The sequence below is a fragment of the Alteromonas sp. MmMcT2-5 genome (genome assembly GCF_022348315.1).
Lineage (GTDB): Bacteria > Pseudomonadota > Gammaproteobacteria > Enterobacterales > Alteromonadaceae > Alteromonas > Alteromonas macleodii.
This window is the reverse complement of the sequence record NZ_JAKRFB010000002.1, coordinates 1-16,440: the sequence shown is the minus strand read 5'-3', so window position 1 is coordinate 16,440 and position 16,440 is coordinate 1. Positions and strand designations below refer to the sequence as shown.

Genomic DNA, 16,440 nt, shown 5'->3' with positions numbered 1-16,440 from the left:
TTATTTTTGGTTTAACCAAGTTGGTCAAGTAATGTAGCATAACCATTAACAATGTATACACGTATTATTAAGAACTTTTTTTGAACAGTTGTGTGTTTAATAGCCAAATTTTGAATAAGTAGATGGCATAGCGTCTAGGAGGACAATATGAAACAAGTAGCCGTTATTTTAAGTGGTAGTGGTGTGTTTGACGGGGCTGAGTTACACGAAGCGGTATTGACACTTTTAGCCATTGAGCAAGAAGGTGCGTCTTACCAGTGTTTTGCTCCAGATGTAAACCAACTGCATGTAGTCAATCACTTAACCGGTGAGGTATCAGAAGGTGAAACCCGAAATGTGTTAGTAGAATCGGCCCGTATTGCCCGAGGTGATATAAAACCCGTGACTGAGTGCGACGTAACTGCTTTTGACACACTTATTTTACCTGGTGGTTTTGGCGCTGCGAAGAACCTGTGCACGTTTGCTGTAGACGGTGAAAATTGTACCTTTAACGAAGAGGTGCTGACAGTGTGCAAAGCCTTTGCTCAAGCTAAAAAGCCCGCAGCGTACGCGTGTATTGCACCTGCGCTAGCAGCAAAAGTGTATGGCAACAAAACTAAACTGACCATTGGCAATGACGAAGCCACGGCTGGTGGGCTGAATGCCTTAGGAGCAACGCATGTAGAGTGCCCAGTTGATGAGGTGGTTGTTGATAATGACGCGAAGCTTGTTACTACACCTGCGTATATGCTGGCGCAAAGCATTAGTGAAGCCAATGCGAGTATTGCTAAGATGGTCAAAACCGTGCTTGCTATGAAATAGAAAACTAAAAAAATAAAAGTGGTTGGTTTTTTCCTAGTGAAAAGATCAGGTGCCTTTATGTGTAATTAGCCTAATGTAGTGGGGAGACAAAGGTTTCCCCTTGTTCATTATAGTCCTATAATCAAAACCCTATGCGTAACGTATAGGATTTCATCTACCTTGTTTCACGTAGATAGATTCGCTTTTTGAAACCATATCAAAAAGCACATTGTAACTAGGGCTCAGTAGTCCTTATGCGCACTATAAAAATAAAGGCATAACAAACAATGCACTACCGTGCCATCATACGAATACTTGGGTTATTAATTGCGCTTTTTAGCGTAACCATGATCCCACCCGCTATCGTGTCGTTGATTTATCAAGATGGCAGTGGCCTGCCTTTTATCCTCGCATTTATATTTTGTGTCATCGGCGGTATGGCATTGTGGTATCCCAACCGTCAGCAGAAAAATGACTTAAGAGCACGAGAAGGGTTTCTGATTGTTGCGCTGTTTTGGTCAGTACTAGCAAGCGTGGGGGCAATTCCACTTATCTTGCTAGAGCAACCAAGCATGACGGTAACCGATGCTTTCTTTGAGTCATTTTCTGGCCTGACTACCACTGGAGCTACGGTTATTGAGGGGATAGATTTTCTTCCTCACTCAGTACAGTTTTACCGTCAACAACTTCAGTGGTTAGGTGGCATGGGTATCATCGTACTCGCAGTTGCCATTTTACCTATCCTTGGAGTAGGGGGAATGCAGCTTTATCGGGCAGAAACTCCTGGCCCAGTTAAAGATAATAAAATGACTCCGCGTATTGCCGATACGGCAAAGCATTTGTGGTACATCTACCTATCCATAACCATTGCATGTGCCGGTGCATACTGGCTTGCGGGAATGAATGTTTTTGATGCGATTTGCCATTCTTTCTCAACGGTTGCTATTGGTGGCTTTTCGAACCACGACGCCAGCTTAGGCTATTTTAATAGTCCTATGGTAAACGTGGTGTGTACCGTGTTTTTGCTTATTGCTGCGTTAAACTTCTCATTACACTATGCGGCGGTGAGCTCTCGTTCGGTTAAAGGCTATTTTAACGATCCAGAGTTTAAGGCGTTTTTTATCATTCAAGCCTCACTCATCGGGATTTGTTTCCTAGTACTTACGCTATCAGGCTACTATAGCTCGGCAGAGCAGGCTTTAGACCAAGCTATGATCCAAGCGGTATCTATTAGTACCACTGCCGGGTTTGCAACCACTGATTTTTCAGTCTGGCCGGCATTCCTCCCTATTATGCTTATTTTTTCAAGCTTTATCGGCGGGTGCGCAAGTTCCACGGGTGGGGGCTTAAAAGTAGTACGCGTCTGCTTACTGTTTCTACAAGGCAAGCGTGAGGTTGATAGGCTAATTCACCCGAAAGCGGTATACAGCGTTAAGTTTGGCGACCGTGCCATGCCTGACAGAGTAGTAGAGGCCGTATGGGGGTTCTTTTCAGCTTATGCAGTGGTGTTTGTTATCATTATGATAGGCTTGATTGCCACGGGTTTAGATAACCTAAGCGCCTTTACCGCTACTGCGGCCATGCTGAATAACTTAGGTCCGGGATTGGGGAGCGTAGCGGCCAACTATGCTGATGTTACTGACGCAGGCAAATGGATACTGGTGATTGCCATGGTATTTGGGCGACTAGAGGTCTTCTCATTGCTGGTCTTGTTCTCACCAACGTTCTGGCGCAGTTAACAAATAAACCGGTAGTTTTGATACGAGCTAAAAAAAAGGGCGATAAATATCGCCCTTTATTTTTATGTCTTCAACTTTTAATCTTGCGGCACCTATGACGCTTTGCAAAAGCGCTAGCCAAAGAAAAATGCGCTGGGTTGGAACAGCTTTTCCACGTCGTTGATGTACTTCTTATCAACCAAGAACAAAATTACATGGTCGTTTGCTTCAATCTTGGTATCGCTGTGAGCAATAATCACCTGATCGTCTCGAACAATAGCCCCAATCGTGGTACCTGGCGGTAGTTTAATATCGCCTATTTGTTTGCCAACCACCTTAGAGGTATTTTCATCACCGTGCGCTATCGCTTCAATAGCCTCGGCAGCACCTCGTCGTAATGAGTACACGTTTACAATGTCACCTCGACGTACGTGAGTCAGTAGCGCCGAGATAGTGGCTTGTTGAGGTGAAAACGCGATATCTATCTCACCGCCTTGCACCAAGTCCACATAAGCACTTCGCTGGATAAGCACCATGGCTTTTTGTGCACCCATACGCTTTGCCAGCATGGCTGACATGATATTCGCTTCATCGTCGTTGGTAACGGCTATGAAAGCGTCAACTTGCTCGATATTTTCTTCACTTAGCAATTCAGGGTCAGACGCGTCACCGCTAAATACAATGGTTTTATCTAAGTTCGCAGATAAATATTTGGCCCTTTCTGGGCTGTATTCAATAAGCTTAACGTTATGATTGTGCTCTAACTTTTTCGCAAGGCCTGCGCCAATCAAGCCACCACCGGCTATCATAATTCGTTTGTAGCTTGATTCGAGCTTTTGAAGCTCACTCATTACTGCGCGAATGTGCTTGGTAGCGGCAATGAAGAACACTTCATCATCGGCCTCAATAACCGTGGTACCTAACGGGCGAATAGGGCGGCCGCGTCGGTAAATGGCAGCAACCCGAGTTTCAACGTTAGGCATGTGGTCTTTAAGCGCAGATAACGCGTGGCCTACCAATAAGCCACCGTAATAGGCTTTAACCGCAACAAGGCTGGCCTTGCCTTCAGCAAACTCAACCACCTGAAGTGCACCCGGGTAGTCAATAAGACGTTTGATGGCCTTAGTTACCAACTGCTCAGGAGCGATAATGTGGTCAACGGGAATGTCTTGCTGCTTATATAGCTGCTCTTGGTAAATGATGTACTGTTCAGAGCGCACGCGAGCGATTTTAGTGGGTGTTTTAAATAGGCTGTAGGCCACCTGACAGGCCAACATATTGCTTTCATCACTATTGGTTACGGCAATCAGCATATCTGCATCTTCCGCACCGGCCTTACGCAACACATCAGGATGTGATCCCACGCCTGTTACTACTTGTAAATCAAGACGGTCTTGAAGTGCGCGCAATATAGTGGGGTCAGAGTCAATAACCGTTATTTCGTTATTCTCACCCACTAAGTTTTCAGCAAGTGTTCCGCCTACTTGGCCGGCCCCTAAAATGATGATCTTCATCGTTATTATTTTGCCTTCATATTCGTGCAAGTCTTAACTGTGTGACGTTGCACAACTATTGAACTCAGTCTGCTGACTTTACCAGCCTCGCATAATAGAAACCATCCATTTGTTGCTCCCCTGGCGTTATCTGGCGCCCGGGTTTATCAACGGTTTCTGTTTTCACTATGGGCGATAACGAGGCATCTGGAGTGTCGGCGAGAAACTGCTGTATTTGCGCCATGTTCTCTTTTGGCAAAATAGAACATGTTGCATAAAGCAGCGTGCCGCCTGGCTTTAATAGACCCCACAACGTTTCTAATATACGCCGTTGAAGCTGTGCTAAATTGTCGATGTCATTGGCTTTTCGAAGCCAGCGAATATCTGGGTGACGTCGAATCACGCCGGTAGCAGAGCAGGGGGCATCCAGTAATATTCTGTCGAAGGGCTTTCCGTCCCACCAGGTATCAGGATTAGCTGCATCACCTTGCTTGATATCGACAGTGTGCTTAAGGCGAGTCATGTTTTCTTCTACCCGTTTTAGGCGGGTAGCATCAGCATCAAGCGCTAATACGTACTGCGTATCAGGTGCAGACTCAACAATGTGCCCTGTTTTTCCGCCTGGTGCGGCGCAACAGTCTAGAATGCGTTCGTTCGCTTGAGGCTTTAGGTAATGTGCGGCTAATTGCGCTGCCCCATCTTGTACCGCAAAGTGACCTTTTTCAAAACCAGGCAGGGCAGTAATATCTTCTCGCTTAGTCAGAATTACCGCATCAGCGTGGTTTGCGCTAAGGGTATATTCAACCCCTGCTTTATCTAACGCCTGAGTAAATGCTGCCAAGGATGTTTGCAACTTATTTACGCGAAGCCAAATGGGGGCCATGGCATTCGTTTCAGTACGTACCTGCTCGGCGTCGTCACCATAGGCGTTCTCTATTGCCTTAAACAACCACTTTGGCAAGCCGCTGTTTATGATTGCGTCGTCTACAGGTTTGTCTGCAAGGTTCTCTCGCTGAAAATTACGCAGTACTGCATTAACTAACCCTTTTAATCCTGCGGCATTTAAATAAGACGCTGCAGCGACGGTTTCACCCACGGCGGCGTGGTTGCTAACGCGGGAAAAATTAAGCTGGTACAAACCAAGAAGAATAAGATGTTCTATGACTTTTTTGTTGCCTTTTAGAGGCCTATCCAACAAAGAGCGCAGCCAGTGCTGTAAAAGGGGAAGGCGACGCATTACCCCTAGTGACATCTCTTGAATCCATGCGTTATCTTTGGCGTTGTGTCTGCGCTGAACGCGCTCTAAGCACTCACGCGATGACTTGCCTTGCTCTAAAATTTGATAGATGACCCACGCACAATCTGCGCGCAGGTTCTTTTGTTTGGGAAGGGGTAATGGTTTCACGTTTAGTCCGCTTGTGTCAGACAACGGCCCACTTCAAACCACGTTTGGCGAGCATTGATAACGTCTGACGCTGGAAGCGCCTTTTTGCCAGGAATTTGAAGAGTTGTAATGCAAAGCGCATCGCGCCCCGTAGCGATAGTAATGCCCTCTTTATTGGCACTGACTACCGTACCTGGCGTGGCACCTTTATTTAAAGGAACAACGCTGGCAGACCATACTTTAACGTTCTGATCTTCGACCTGCATCCACGCTACAGGCCAAGGGTTGAAGGCGCGGATATTTCGCTCTATTTGCTCAGCATCGTCTGCCCAATTAATCAGGGCTTCTTCTTTTGATAGCTTTTTCGCGTAGGTCGCTTGAGAGTCGTCTTGTTTGGTGGGCGTGTAACGATCAAATTCATTAACGACCTCAACCAACGCTTGTGGTCCTAGCTCTGCAAGCTTTTCATATAAGGTGGCGCTGGTATCTTCAGAGGTAATAGGCAATGTTGCTATGTGAAGCATGTCACCCGTATCTAAACCTTCGTCCATTTGCATTATAGTTACGCCGGTCTCAGCGTCACCCGCCCAGATTGAACGCTGTATTGGTGCCGCGCCTCGCCACTTAGGCAGAAGAGAGCCGTGCACGTTAATGCACCCTAGCTTAGGTGCATTTAACACCGCGGTAGGCAGTATCAGTCCGTAAGCAACAACTACCATTAAATCGGCATTGAGCGAGGCTAATTCTTCCTGAGCGTCTTGAGCTTTAAGCGACTGAGGCTGGTAAACTGGAATGGCGTTTTCTTCTGCTAATACTTTAACCGGACTGGCGGTAAGCTTTTTACCTCGCCCTGCGGGTCTATCAGGCTGAGTGTAAACAGCAATGACTTCGTGCTCGCTCTCGAGTAACGCTGATAGATGTTTAGCTGCAAAATCCGGAGTACCGGCAAAAATCACTTTCAATGGAGTTGTCACGTTATTCCTTAGGTTTTTGCAGCAAGACGCGCTTCTTTCTCAAGCTTTTTACGAATACGTTGGCGCTTAAGCGGTGAAAGGTAATCAATAAACAATTTGCCTTTTAGATGATCCAGCTCGTGCTGAATACAAATCGCTAACAAACCTTCTGCATCCAACTCAAAGCTTTCGCCATTCTGATCTAGCGCTTTTACGGTAATTGATTCGGCGCGCTCAACTTTCGCGTAATTACCCGGCACTGATAAACAGCCTTCTTCGCTAATCGTGGAGCCATCTTTACGAATGATTTCAGGGTTAATAAATACGCGTGGCTCGTTTTGATCTTCCGATACGTCCATTACAACAACTTGAACGTGGCGGTTAACTTGCGTTGCAGCAAGGCCAATACCGTTCTCGTCTTTCATGGTTTCGAACATGTCCGATACCAATTGTTTAATTTCGTCGTTAACCTCTTCAACCGGCTTAGCTACCGTGCGAAGACGTTCATCAGGAAAACTTAATACGTCTAAAATTGCCATTTCTCGCTTACTTCACCTTTTCGCTGTATAAATTCATATACGATCTAATTGCCAGCACACTTTACAGTGCTTATTAAGTTACTATTCTAACGTATATCGGGCTGTTTCGTGCAGTTTTTTACCGAAACCCTATTAGAATACCTAGTTATGCCGATATAGTGCTATTGTCTGAAAAATCAACAATGAGTGACAGTGAATAATTTGCAGGTGGTTAATTTGAAAAAGCGATTGATTTACGCGCGTCGTGCAGCATTGTTTATCTTAGGTGTACTGCTTTCTTTGCCTACCTTTGCGCTGCAGCTAAAAGAGAGCGCGCCAGAAACCTACACAGTAAAGCGTGGAGACACGCTATGGGCAATCGCTAACGTTTTTCTCAATGAGCCTTGGCTCTGGCCTGAATTATGGCGAACCAACACCCAAATTGACAATCCACACCTTATTTACCCGGGCGATGTTATCGTCGTTGGGTATGTTGATGGGCAGCCTGTATTAAGTGTAAAGCGCGACAAACCTTCCTATAAACTTTCTCCGGCTACCGATAAGCGAGTAAAACCGAAGCCTGTTGATGTGTTGTCGTGGACATCTATCTCTCCATTCATTAGACAACACATGCTGCTAGACGAGGAAAGCTATGCTTCGCTACCTAAATTGCTGGGTAATCAGGATGGAAACGTAAGGTTTGCGTCTGATGATTTTGTGTTAAGCCAGCAACAATTCAGTACCGACGATCAGTACAGAGTTGTAAGAAAGCACGCTACGATTAGAAATCTTGATGGGGAAATCCTTGGTATTCAAGTTACCCATGTTTCAACAGCTTCACTAGTGGAAAAAGATGAAGGTAGCAACACGATGTTGCTTTTCATCGACGATGCGAACCAAGAAGCTAAGCGCGGTGATAAGTTAATGGCGGGTGGATTTGAACATCCTGAAGGCTTTGAACTTGTTCCGGCTACTTCGCAGCGAGGCGCAATAGTTGGAGATTTGCATGATCACGATTTACTTGGCAAATACGACGTTGTCATTCTTGATTTAGGCAGTATGGAAGTAGCGCCAGGTACGGTCCTGGGGCTTTACTCACAAGGTCCAGCCATTATTGACGAAGAAAGTCCACGCTATGTAGATGAACCCGGCGCTAACACTGGTGGTGAGTGGTTTATCGATACAGTATCGCAACCCGCGCTTAAAGTAGGTGAAGTTGTTGTGTTTAAAACATTTGATGCGGCAAGTTACGGATTAATTACGCGAGCGAATAAGGGGATAAAGCGCGGCTTCATTGTCGCCAAGCCTTAAACGTTGCATGGTTCATTGTCGCTCGCATTAGGAGCGATAATGGCACCACAATCTTCTCAGTTAGACAGCGAAACATTAGCATGGATAGCGCTGGCTTCCGCTCAGCGTGTTTCACCTAAACTATGGCTACAGGCTCTCGAAAAATATCAACTTTCTACTGTCGATTTAGGCAGCAACACGTCTTCGCTGCCTAACGAGGTTAAACAACTCACCAACAACATTTCACCGCCTCTGATTGATGCAGCAATAAACTGGCTGCAAGCGAGCGACAATAGACACATCGTGCCGTTGTCATCGCCTCACTATCCAGAATTACTTAAGCAATTGGATAGTCCGCCCCTCGCGCTATTTGCCACGGGAAACAAAGCGCTATTTCAAAAACCACAGATTGCTATAGTGGGAAGCAGAAGGGCCAGCCTTCAGGGTAAGCGTACCGCAACCGACATTGCTTATGGGTTATCTAGTAGCGGAGTTGTAGTGACGAGCGGCCTTGCCATGGGCATTGATAGCGCCGCACACCAAGGCGCCCTGTCTGGTAGCACCGGAACCATTGCGGTAATGGGTACGGGACCTGAAAAGGTATATCCGGCTAAAAATAGTAAGCTCTATGAAGCTATCAACAATGACGGAGGTGTCACCGTTACAGAGTTTTTTCCGGGGCAGGGACCTAAGCCTTGGCATTTTCCAAGGCGAAATCGAATTATCGCAGCGTTATCCCTTGGAACCTTAGTGGTAGAGGCAAAAATTAAGAGTGGCACCTTGATAACTGCGAATTTGGCCGCAGATATGGGGCGAGAAGTATTCGCTGTGCCAGGCAATATCGCTAACGCTTACGCTGAAGGTTGCCACTGGTTAATCCAACAGGGCGCCAAATTAGTAACAAATATAAGCGATATTCTAGATGAAGTTGGCGTTCAACCTGAACAACTAGGCTTGAATGTTGACGAGCAAAACGAAAAAAGTACAGCGAATAGCTTGGCAACCGATAAATTATTAGCTAGTGTGGATTATGACATCACCGCTATTGATGTCATAGCCCAGCGCAATGCCTTATCTGTATCGCAAGCAATGGCATCATTATTAGAATATGAGTTGCGTGGTTTAGTGGCCGCTGTCCCTGGTGGTTACGTTAAATTGAGGGGAAAATAATATGTTCGATATCCTCATGTATCTGTTTGAAAACTTCATTCACAGTGAAACGGAAATTCGTGTTGACCAAGACGAGTTAACGGAAGAGCTTGTGCGCGCAGGATTTCATCACGATGAGATTTATAAAGCCCTCGCATGGTTAGAAAAGTTAGCGGCACTGCAAGAGACGGACATCAAACCGTACTTTTGCAAAGGTATTAGCACTAGCTTAAGCCGTATTTACACGCATGAAGAACAAATGCGTTTAGATGTGGAATGTCGCGGTTTTCTTATGTTCTTAGAACAGGTTAATGTGTTGGATGCCTCCACACGCGAAATGGTTATAGATCGCGTTATGGAAATTGATTCCAATGAATTTTGCTTGGAAGACCTGAAGTGGGTTGTGCTAATGGTACTATTCAACGTACCTGGCAAAGAGAAAGCCTACGCACAAATGGAAGATCTTTTGTTCGAAGAGCCAGATGGTGTTCTGCATTAATGCAGTTGTAGTCACTGGTATTTGAATCTTTACTTAAAAATGCGCTGTGAAATTGCAGCGCGTTTAAGGCCTTAACGTCCAATACATGTCTAAAATAGACCATTCACTCTTTTCAGCGCACGAGCACGCTCTCGATGATAATTTCGGAGATTGCCCCGAGTGCGGTAAACCTCTTCATATAAAGAATAGTAAATCGGGTCCTTTTATCGGTTGTACAGGCTATCCTGAATGTAGCTTCAGCAAGCCACTTCACGATAAACAAACCACCATACTTAAAACCTTGGACGGCGTAGCCTGCCCTGAATGCGCATCCGACTTAGCCATAAAGAAAGGGCGGTTTGGCATGTTTATCGGCTGTACCAATTTTCCTTCATGCCATCACATAGAGCCCATTAAAGAAAAAGAGGATACTTTGGTGGATTGTCCAAAGTGTAAGAAAGGGCATCTAATCTCGCGTACTAACAAATACGGCAAACAGTTTTTTGCGTGCAACCATTATCCACAATGTCGATATGTGCTAAATTTCACGCCGGTTAATGAAAGCTGCCCAGATTGCGGTTGGGGAGTATTGATAGATAAAAAGGGGCAGTTACAGTGTCCTCAGCCTAGTTGTGGCTTTAAAAAGTAATAATACGAACAACTAAACGAAGAACTATACGTAGAGATTAAAACCATGTCTGATATCCAAAATGGGAACGTAAACACGTTTACCCCCGTTGAGGCTAACTCACCTGAAGTAGACCCTGTTGTTGCCGCATTCCAAGCTGGCAGTTTAATCGTTTATCCAACCGAAGCGGTAATGGGCATCGGATGTGACCCCGACAATGAAGCCGCTGTAAATGCGCTGTTAGAGATAAAACAGCGACCGGTAGAAAAGGGCGTGATCTTGATTGCTGCAAACTACAGTCAGCTACTGCCTTATGTTAACGATAACGCCATTCGCCCTGACAGACGCACCGATATTTTTTCGAGCTGGCCAGGCCCTAATACTTGGCTATTACCTAAGTCGTCATCTGCGCCAGTTTGGTTAACCGGCAAGCATAGTAAAATAGCGGTGCGCGTAACTAATCACCCTGTAGTAGTGGAATTGTGCAACAAGTTAGGTAAACCGTTAGTTTCTACAAGCGCTAACCTGACCGGCCAACCGCCAGCCACCACCACTGAAGAAGCAAAAGCCGTATTCGCTGATTCCGTTTTCTATGTCGAAGGGGAAGTAGGCGGTGCAACTAAACCCAGTACCATTCGCGATGGTGACACAGCAGAGGTAATAAGAGCATGACATCAGCAGAATTACTGGACGGTAAAAATGCCGCTGAAGTAATAGAACAAGTAAAAAGCTATTTACTAGGGCTGCAAGACACCATCTGTCAAACCCTTGAACTTGCCGACGGTAAGGGCCAGTTTGTTGAAGACAGCTGGCAGCGAGAAGAAGGTGGCGGTGGCCGTTCTCGAGTACTAAAAAATGGTGCGGTGATTGAACAAGGCGGCGTTAACTTTTCCCATGTGTTTGGCAGTCAAATGCCGGCATCAGCAACGGCTAATCGGCCTGAATTAGCAGGAAGAAACTTTCAGGCTATGGGTGTATCACTCGTTATTCATCCACATAACCCGTATATCCCCACGTCACACGCTAATGTTCGCTTTTTTATTGCAGAAAAAGAGGGCGAAGCACCTATCTGGTGGTTTGGCGGTGGCTTCGACTTAACGCCATTTTATCCGTTTAAAGATGACGTTGTACACTGGCATGATACTGCTAAAAAATTATGTAAGCCGTTTGGCGATGATGTCTACCCTAAGTATAAAAAGTGGTGCGACGACTACTTTTATCTAAAGCATCGCAATGAAACCCGCGGAGTGGGCGGTTTATTCTTCGACGACCTGAATGAATGGGGCTTTGAACAGTCATTTGCATTTATGCAAGCTGTTGGTAATGGCTTCATCGATGCTTACGTTCCTATTGTTGAACGTCGTAAGCAAACCGATTTCGGCGAAAGAGAGCGTGATTTCCAACTTTACCGCCGGGGCCGTTACGTTGAGTTTAACCTTGTATTCGACCGAGGCACTTTATTTGGACTGCAAACCGGCGGGCGTACTGAATCAATTCTAATGTCGATGCCGCCGCTCGCGCGCTGGGAGTATTGTTATACACCTGCACCGGGTAGCGCCGAAGCCAAGCTGACAGACTGGTTAAAACCTACTGATTGGTGATTAATTATTAAATAAGGCAGCGCTTAAATCCTTACGCGGACCGCCGACAGCAGCTTTCATCTTTAATGACTAAAAAACGCCGTATTAACGTTAATGCGGCGTTTTTTTGATCTACATCAAGGTGGAATATCATCTGTGTTTCAGTGAGTTATCAAACTTGCGCTGGATCAATGTTTCTCTTAACCACAGGCGTAAAGTATCGCCATCTTAGTTAAACACAAAAGAGACACATCATGCGCAAACACTTTTTTTCTGCATCTGCACTTTGCTTTACTCTTGCTGCACTCTCACCTTTAGCTAGCGCTCACCAGCAGGGCGACTGGATTGTTCGTGGCGGTCTTACTACCGTTGCTCCTGACGAATCTACCTCTAACATCGTCGCGGGTGGAACTGATCTTGGCGTTGCCCTTAATATCGATAACGATACTCAGCTAGGTCTAAACGTAGCGTACTTTATTACTGATAACATTAATATTGAGCTGCTTGCCGCAACGCCGTTTAAGCACGACGTGAATTTTTCTGTTGCTGACCCGTTAGGGACGGGTAACCAGCTTGGAGAAGTCACGCACCTTCCACCTACGCTTACCGCAAACTACTATTTTAATGATGCCAGCTCTGCGTTTCAGCCGTACATTGGTGCTGGTATCAACTATACCTTTATCTTTGATGAAGAGTTTACAGGTGCAAATGAAACAGCTGGCTTAAGCGACCTTTCGCTTGATAATTCATTTGGCTTGTCAGCACAGGTGGGAATGGATTACCAAATTGATACCAAATGGCATGTCAATGCATCGATTCGATTCATTGATATAGATACCGAAGCAACCTTCAAAGTGGGTGATGCTGCTGGAAAGGTAAGTGATATTGAAATAGATCCTTGGGTGTATACCTTATCGGTGGGTTACACATTCTAATTCTTAGTTTCATCACCTTATTAACTATGAGGCTTTCACAATTGCACTACTTTATGCGCCATAAAGAGCGTAGACAGTAACAGGGGAGTTGCGCGTTAAAAGGTTAATCCTTTCAACGCGCTTTTTTATTTTGTATTCACCATGTGATTGGCGAGTTGATCAAGTGCGTCTATCAACTGTTGAGCTAAGGCGATATCTTCAACCGTTTTAAACATGGCTTTTCGCATGCAATACATCCACTGCGCTTTTAACTCTGGTGTTACGGTATAAGGTAGGTGGCGTGCACGCAGACGCGGGTGGCCATACTGCTGCTGGTAATCATCAGGACCACCAAGCCATAAACTTAAATATAGAAAGAACACGTGGCGAATTCTGTCTAATGGCTGGGGGTGAATAGCTAGCAGTTCATTGGCGAGTGGATCGGTTTCCATTATGTCGTAAAACGTATTTGCTAATTCCCGTACTTTCTCCTCTCCACCTATACGTTCATATGGTGTACTCTGCGAAGCACGATTATCGCTTTTCTTCTTTATATTAAATAAGTCTCGTATTCCCATGAAAAAATTCGCTGTATTCGGAAATCCTATTGCACAGAGTTTATCACCAACTATCCATCAAATGTTTGCTGAACAAGTGGGAGAAAATATTTCTTATGAAAAGATACTTGCGCCCGTAGACGGTTTTGTAGATGCCGCCAACGCGTTTTTAGCTCAGGAAGGCGCTTTAGGTTGTAACGTCACCATGCCTTTTAAGCTTGATGCATTCAACTTGGCAATGGTAGATGACCAAGCAGCCAAAGATGCACAAGCTGTTAATACGCTAATGAATGGTGACAGCGGTGAAATATGGGGATTCAACACTGATGGTGTAGGGCTGGTAAACGATCTGCTTAACAGCGGTGTGGAAATTAAGGGTAAGCGCGTGTTGCTTATTGGTGCCGGCGGCGCAGCCCGTGGCGTAATCTCCCCGTTATTAAAAGCAGGGGCCGCCTCTTTAATCATCACCAATAGAACCAAAGCGAAAGCTGAGGAAGTGGCAAGCGCCGCTTCAAACGCTAAAGTGCAGGTGGCTGCGCTTGAAGATATCGCAGATGTTGCGCCTCATATTATTATCAATTCAACAGCCGCCAGTTTAAGCAATGAATTGCCGTGCCGTTTAAATGATGGTGTTTTACAAAACTGTGAAGTGGTGTACGACATGGTTTATAAAAACTCACCCACGCGCTTTATGAGAGAGGCGGCCGAACTTGGTGTTAAAACACAAATAGATGGGTTAGGGATGCTGGTTGAGCAAGCGGCTGAAGCATTCTACATATGGACACAAAAGCGCCCCGATACTTCAGATATTGTAAAACGTGTCAGGGCTATCGTTGAGCAAGGTGAGAAGCGAAACTAGTTCGCTTCTTCAAGGTACTCATCTTTCAATACAACATAGTTAACGGCAGATTGTTTCAGGAATGCCATTTCGGCGTCGTTGAGCGGTCTTTTCTTTTGCATGGGGTTTCCAACGTAAAGAAATCCGCTTTCTAATCTTTTGTTCGGCGGCACTAATGTACCTGCACCAATAAACACATCGTCTTCAACAACAACACCATCCATTACAATAGCGCCCATGCCAACGAGAATTCGATTACCCAACTGGCAGCCGTGCAGCATACACTTATGCCCAACGGTAACGTCCTCACCAATAATAAGTGGGAAGCCGTTGGGGTTTTTCTCAGATTTACGGGTAACGTGTAAAACACTGCCATCTTGAATATTAGAACGGGCACCAATACGAATTTTGTTCACGTCGCCACGAGCTGCTACCAGCGGCCAAATACTCGCATCATCTTCTAAAACTACATCACCGACGATTCTTGCCGAGCCATCAACATAGACATTCTTTCCTAATGTAGGAGAAACACCTTTAAAACTGATTACAGGTTGTGCCATAGAACTCTCTTTAAGCGAAATTATGCAGGACATGGTAAGCCTTTTTTAAAGAAATGCATAAAACACATTAACACTTGATGATTAATCTTGTTATCGATAGCTAGCTTCAATCTTTTAAAGCAACAATGCTGATATACTATAGAAAAAAATCAAAATGCTATTTCTACGGAGAGTTCATGTCAAAGCGCTATGTACTATTTGCGGCACTGCCTTATTCCTATTCAATATTGCGACCTATTCAATCTGAGATAAGAAAGCGTGGTGGTGAAGTAGCGTGGTATCTGGAGCATAGCTGTGAAGACTTGTTACTTGCCGATGAGAAAAGATTAGCAACAGTTGAAGAGCTTGTTGAGTTCAATCCCGACGCGACTTTGACTCCCGGTAATTACATTTATCATTTTATTCCTGGTATTAAGGTAGGCGTATTTCATGGCTACTTTATTGGTAAGCGTGGCGAACAGACCTATCAAGAAGATTCCCATTTCCGCATTCGCGGGTGGTTTGACTTAATTTGTACACAAGGACCAAGCAGTACAGCACCCTATAAAATTCTAGAACAGCAGCATGGTAGCTTTAAGGCTTATGAAACAGGATGGTGCAAGGTCGATACCTATATAAAAGGAAAACGCCCGCCGGCATCAAATCCTCCAACGATACTTTACGGAACAACGTTTACTAAAGGTATTAGTTCGGCCGAGTCGGTTTTTGAAACTATCGAGAAATTAGCTAAAGAAAGAGACTGGAACTGGATCCTTACATTTCATCCTAAACTGCACGGCTCCGAAATTGTGGAACGTTATAAACAATTAGCTGCGTCTATAGATAACGTTAAATATCTACATAACGTTGACTTAGACAGTGTGAACGAAGCAAGTGTGCTTCTTTGCGATAGTTCATCCATCATTCTAGAATTTATGATGCAAGAAAAACCGGTGGTGACGTTCCGCAATACTAATCCAGGTCCTCATCTAATAGACGTGACAGAAACAAGTGAAATTGAAGCGGCTATAGATTACGCGCTTACGAAGCCTATTGAAGTAATTGATGCAATAAATGCTTATGTAGATCTCCATGAGAAATACAGGGATGGTCGTAATAGCGAGCGCGTTTTAGATGCTATTGATGACTTTATTCTCAAATACAAAGGAAAGCTAAAGCCGCATAAGCCTGGAATATGGCGTAAATTTCAGATGAGAAAGAAGACGGGATACTGGAAATAGGGTGTTTTTGCTGAATAAACGAGCATTCAAAACGAATATGACACTTTTTTTAAAATAAGTGTTGACGTGAGCGCTCATTTCCCTAAAATTCGCATCCGCTTCGGGGGAAAAGCAAAACAGCAAGCCTCCTGAAGTAAGTCTCTACTACCTTTGTAGGCCAGTAAGGACGGGAGTTTAGGAGAGGCGCTTCAGAAAATAAATTTTCAAAAAGTGTTGACAACGAAAACTTCCAGCGTATAATGCGCACCTCACTCGAACAGGGTGAGTCACTAAGAAGCAAAGGCTTCTAGTGAATGTTCTTTAAAAATTTAGACAAGACAATCTGTGTGGGCACTCGTTAAGAGTGTCACAACGACGATTCATATTTCGATATATTTAAT

The 16,440-nt window shown here is 44.9% G+C and carries 17 protein-coding genes; 11 read left to right on the top strand and 6 right to left on the bottom strand.

Going from position 1 to position 16,440, the window contains the following annotated elements:
- Positions 1 to 147 precede the first annotated feature (147 nt).
- Both elbB and MHN09_RS02080 read left to right on the top strand, forming a co-directional pair.
- Positions 148 to 801, top strand: a complete 654-nt coding sequence (gene elbB, locus MHN09_RS02085; protein WP_239238861.1) for an isoprenoid biosynthesis glyoxalase ElbB — start codon at positions 148 to 150, stop codon at positions 799 to 801.
- Positions 802 to 1,067: 266 nt separating this feature from the next.
- Positions 1,068 to 2,519, top strand: a complete 1,452-nt coding sequence (locus MHN09_RS02080; protein WP_014947725.1) for a TrkH family potassium uptake protein — start codon at positions 1,068 to 1,070, stop codon at positions 2,517 to 2,519.
- 113 nt (positions 2,520 to 2,632) lie between these two features.
- Here MHN09_RS02080 and trkA read toward each other — a convergent pair whose 3' ends face one another.
- The 4 genes from trkA to def form a co-directional block, all read right to left on the bottom strand.
- Positions 2,633 to 4,012, bottom strand: coding sequence for a Trk system potassium transporter TrkA (gene trkA / locus MHN09_RS02075; protein ID WP_014947726.1), 1,380 nt, complete (start codon positions 4,010 to 4,012; stop codon positions 2,633 to 2,635).
- Positions 4,013 to 4,076: 64 nt separating this feature from the next.
- The gene (rsmB, locus tag MHN09_RS02070) at positions 4,077 to 5,396 is read right to left on the bottom strand and encodes a 16S rRNA (cytosine(967)-C(5))-methyltransferase RsmB (RefSeq protein ID WP_014975252.1); all 1,320 of its coding nucleotides are present in this window, start codon (positions 5,394 to 5,396) and stop codon (positions 4,077 to 4,079) included.
- 2 nt (positions 5,397 to 5,398) lie between these two features.
- A complete protein-coding gene (gene fmt / locus MHN09_RS02065; RefSeq protein WP_239238858.1) occupies positions 5,399 to 6,349 on the bottom strand; it encodes a methionyl-tRNA formyltransferase in 951 nt (316 codons plus the stop codon).
- Positions 6,350 to 6,357: 8 nt separating this feature from the next.
- The gene (def, locus tag MHN09_RS02060) at positions 6,358 to 6,867 is read right to left on the bottom strand and encodes a peptide deformylase (RefSeq protein ID WP_239238855.1); all 510 of its coding nucleotides are present in this window, start codon (positions 6,865 to 6,867) and stop codon (positions 6,358 to 6,360) included.
- A 216-nt stretch (positions 6,868 to 7,083) separates the two neighbouring features.
- On the opposite strand from def, the gene MHN09_RS02055 reads away from it, so the two are divergent.
- The 7 genes from MHN09_RS02055 to MHN09_RS02025 all read left to right on the top strand — a co-directional run bounded on the left by MHN09_RS02055 (position 7,084) and on the right by MHN09_RS02025 (position 12,906).
- Positions 7,084 to 8,157, top strand: coding sequence for a LysM domain-containing protein (locus MHN09_RS02055; RefSeq protein ID WP_052247445.1), 1,074 nt, complete (start codon positions 7,084 to 7,086; stop codon positions 8,155 to 8,157).
- Between the two features lie 39 nt (positions 8,158 to 8,196).
- Complete coding sequence (dprA, locus tag MHN09_RS02050) at positions 8,197 to 9,306, top strand: DNA-processing protein DprA (protein ID WP_239238849.1); 1,110 nt, start codon at positions 8,197 to 8,199, stop codon at positions 9,304 to 9,306.
- A gap of 1 nt (position 9,307) precedes the next feature.
- Positions 9,308 to 9,784, top strand: a complete 477-nt coding sequence (locus MHN09_RS02045; RefSeq protein ID WP_014947732.1) for a DUF494 family protein — start codon at positions 9,308 to 9,310, stop codon at positions 9,782 to 9,784.
- 85 nt (positions 9,785 to 9,869) lie between these two features.
- The gene (locus tag MHN09_RS02040) at positions 9,870 to 10,412 is read left to right on the top strand and encodes a type I DNA topoisomerase (protein ID WP_014975256.1); all 543 of its coding nucleotides are present in this window, start codon (positions 9,870 to 9,872) and stop codon (positions 10,410 to 10,412) included.
- 45 nt (positions 10,413 to 10,457) lie between these two features.
- Positions 10,458 to 11,063 (top strand): Sua5/YciO/YrdC/YwlC family protein, encoded by a 606-nt coding sequence (locus tag MHN09_RS02035; RefSeq protein WP_014947734.1) that lies wholly within the window; start codon positions 10,458 to 10,460, stop codon positions 11,061 to 11,063.
- A complete protein-coding gene (gene hemF, locus MHN09_RS02030; protein ID WP_075177132.1) occupies positions 11,060 to 11,992 on the top strand; it encodes an oxygen-dependent coproporphyrinogen oxidase in 933 nt (310 codons plus the stop codon). The genes MHN09_RS02035 and hemF overlap by 4 nt, the downstream gene beginning before the upstream one ends.
- A gap of 233 nt (positions 11,993 to 12,225) precedes the next feature.
- Positions 12,226 to 12,906: an OmpW family outer membrane protein gene (locus tag MHN09_RS02025; RefSeq protein ID WP_239238846.1), complete on the top strand. Its 681-nt coding sequence runs from the start codon at positions 12,226 to 12,228 to the stop codon at positions 12,904 to 12,906.
- Between the two features lie 125 nt (positions 12,907 to 13,031).
- Here MHN09_RS02025 and MHN09_RS02020 read toward each other — a convergent pair whose 3' ends face one another.
- Positions 13,032 to 13,463, bottom strand: coding sequence for a group II truncated hemoglobin (locus tag MHN09_RS02020; RefSeq protein WP_014947737.1), 432 nt, complete (start codon positions 13,461 to 13,463; stop codon positions 13,032 to 13,034).
- On the opposite strand from MHN09_RS02020, the gene aroE reads away from it, so the two are divergent.
- Entirely contained in the window at positions 13,462 to 14,301 is an 840-nt protein-coding gene (aroE, locus tag MHN09_RS02015) for a shikimate dehydrogenase (RefSeq protein WP_061438874.1), read from the top strand. The genes MHN09_RS02020 and aroE overlap by 2 nt on opposite strands.
- Here the strand turns inward: aroE and MHN09_RS02010 are convergent.
- Positions 14,298 to 14,840, bottom strand: a complete 543-nt coding sequence (locus MHN09_RS02010) for a gamma carbonic anhydrase family protein (RefSeq protein ID WP_014977871.1) — start codon at positions 14,838 to 14,840, stop codon at positions 14,298 to 14,300. The two genes, aroE and MHN09_RS02010, sit on opposite strands and share 4 nt — an antisense overlap.
- A 176-nt stretch (positions 14,841 to 15,016) precedes the next feature.
- Between MHN09_RS02010 and MHN09_RS02005 the strand changes: the two genes are divergently transcribed.
- A complete protein-coding gene (locus MHN09_RS02005; protein ID WP_014977872.1) occupies positions 15,017 to 16,060 on the top strand; it encodes a UDP-N-acetylglucosamine 2-epimerase in 1,044 nt (347 codons plus the stop codon).
- Positions 16,061 to 16,440: the final 380 nt, after the last annotated feature.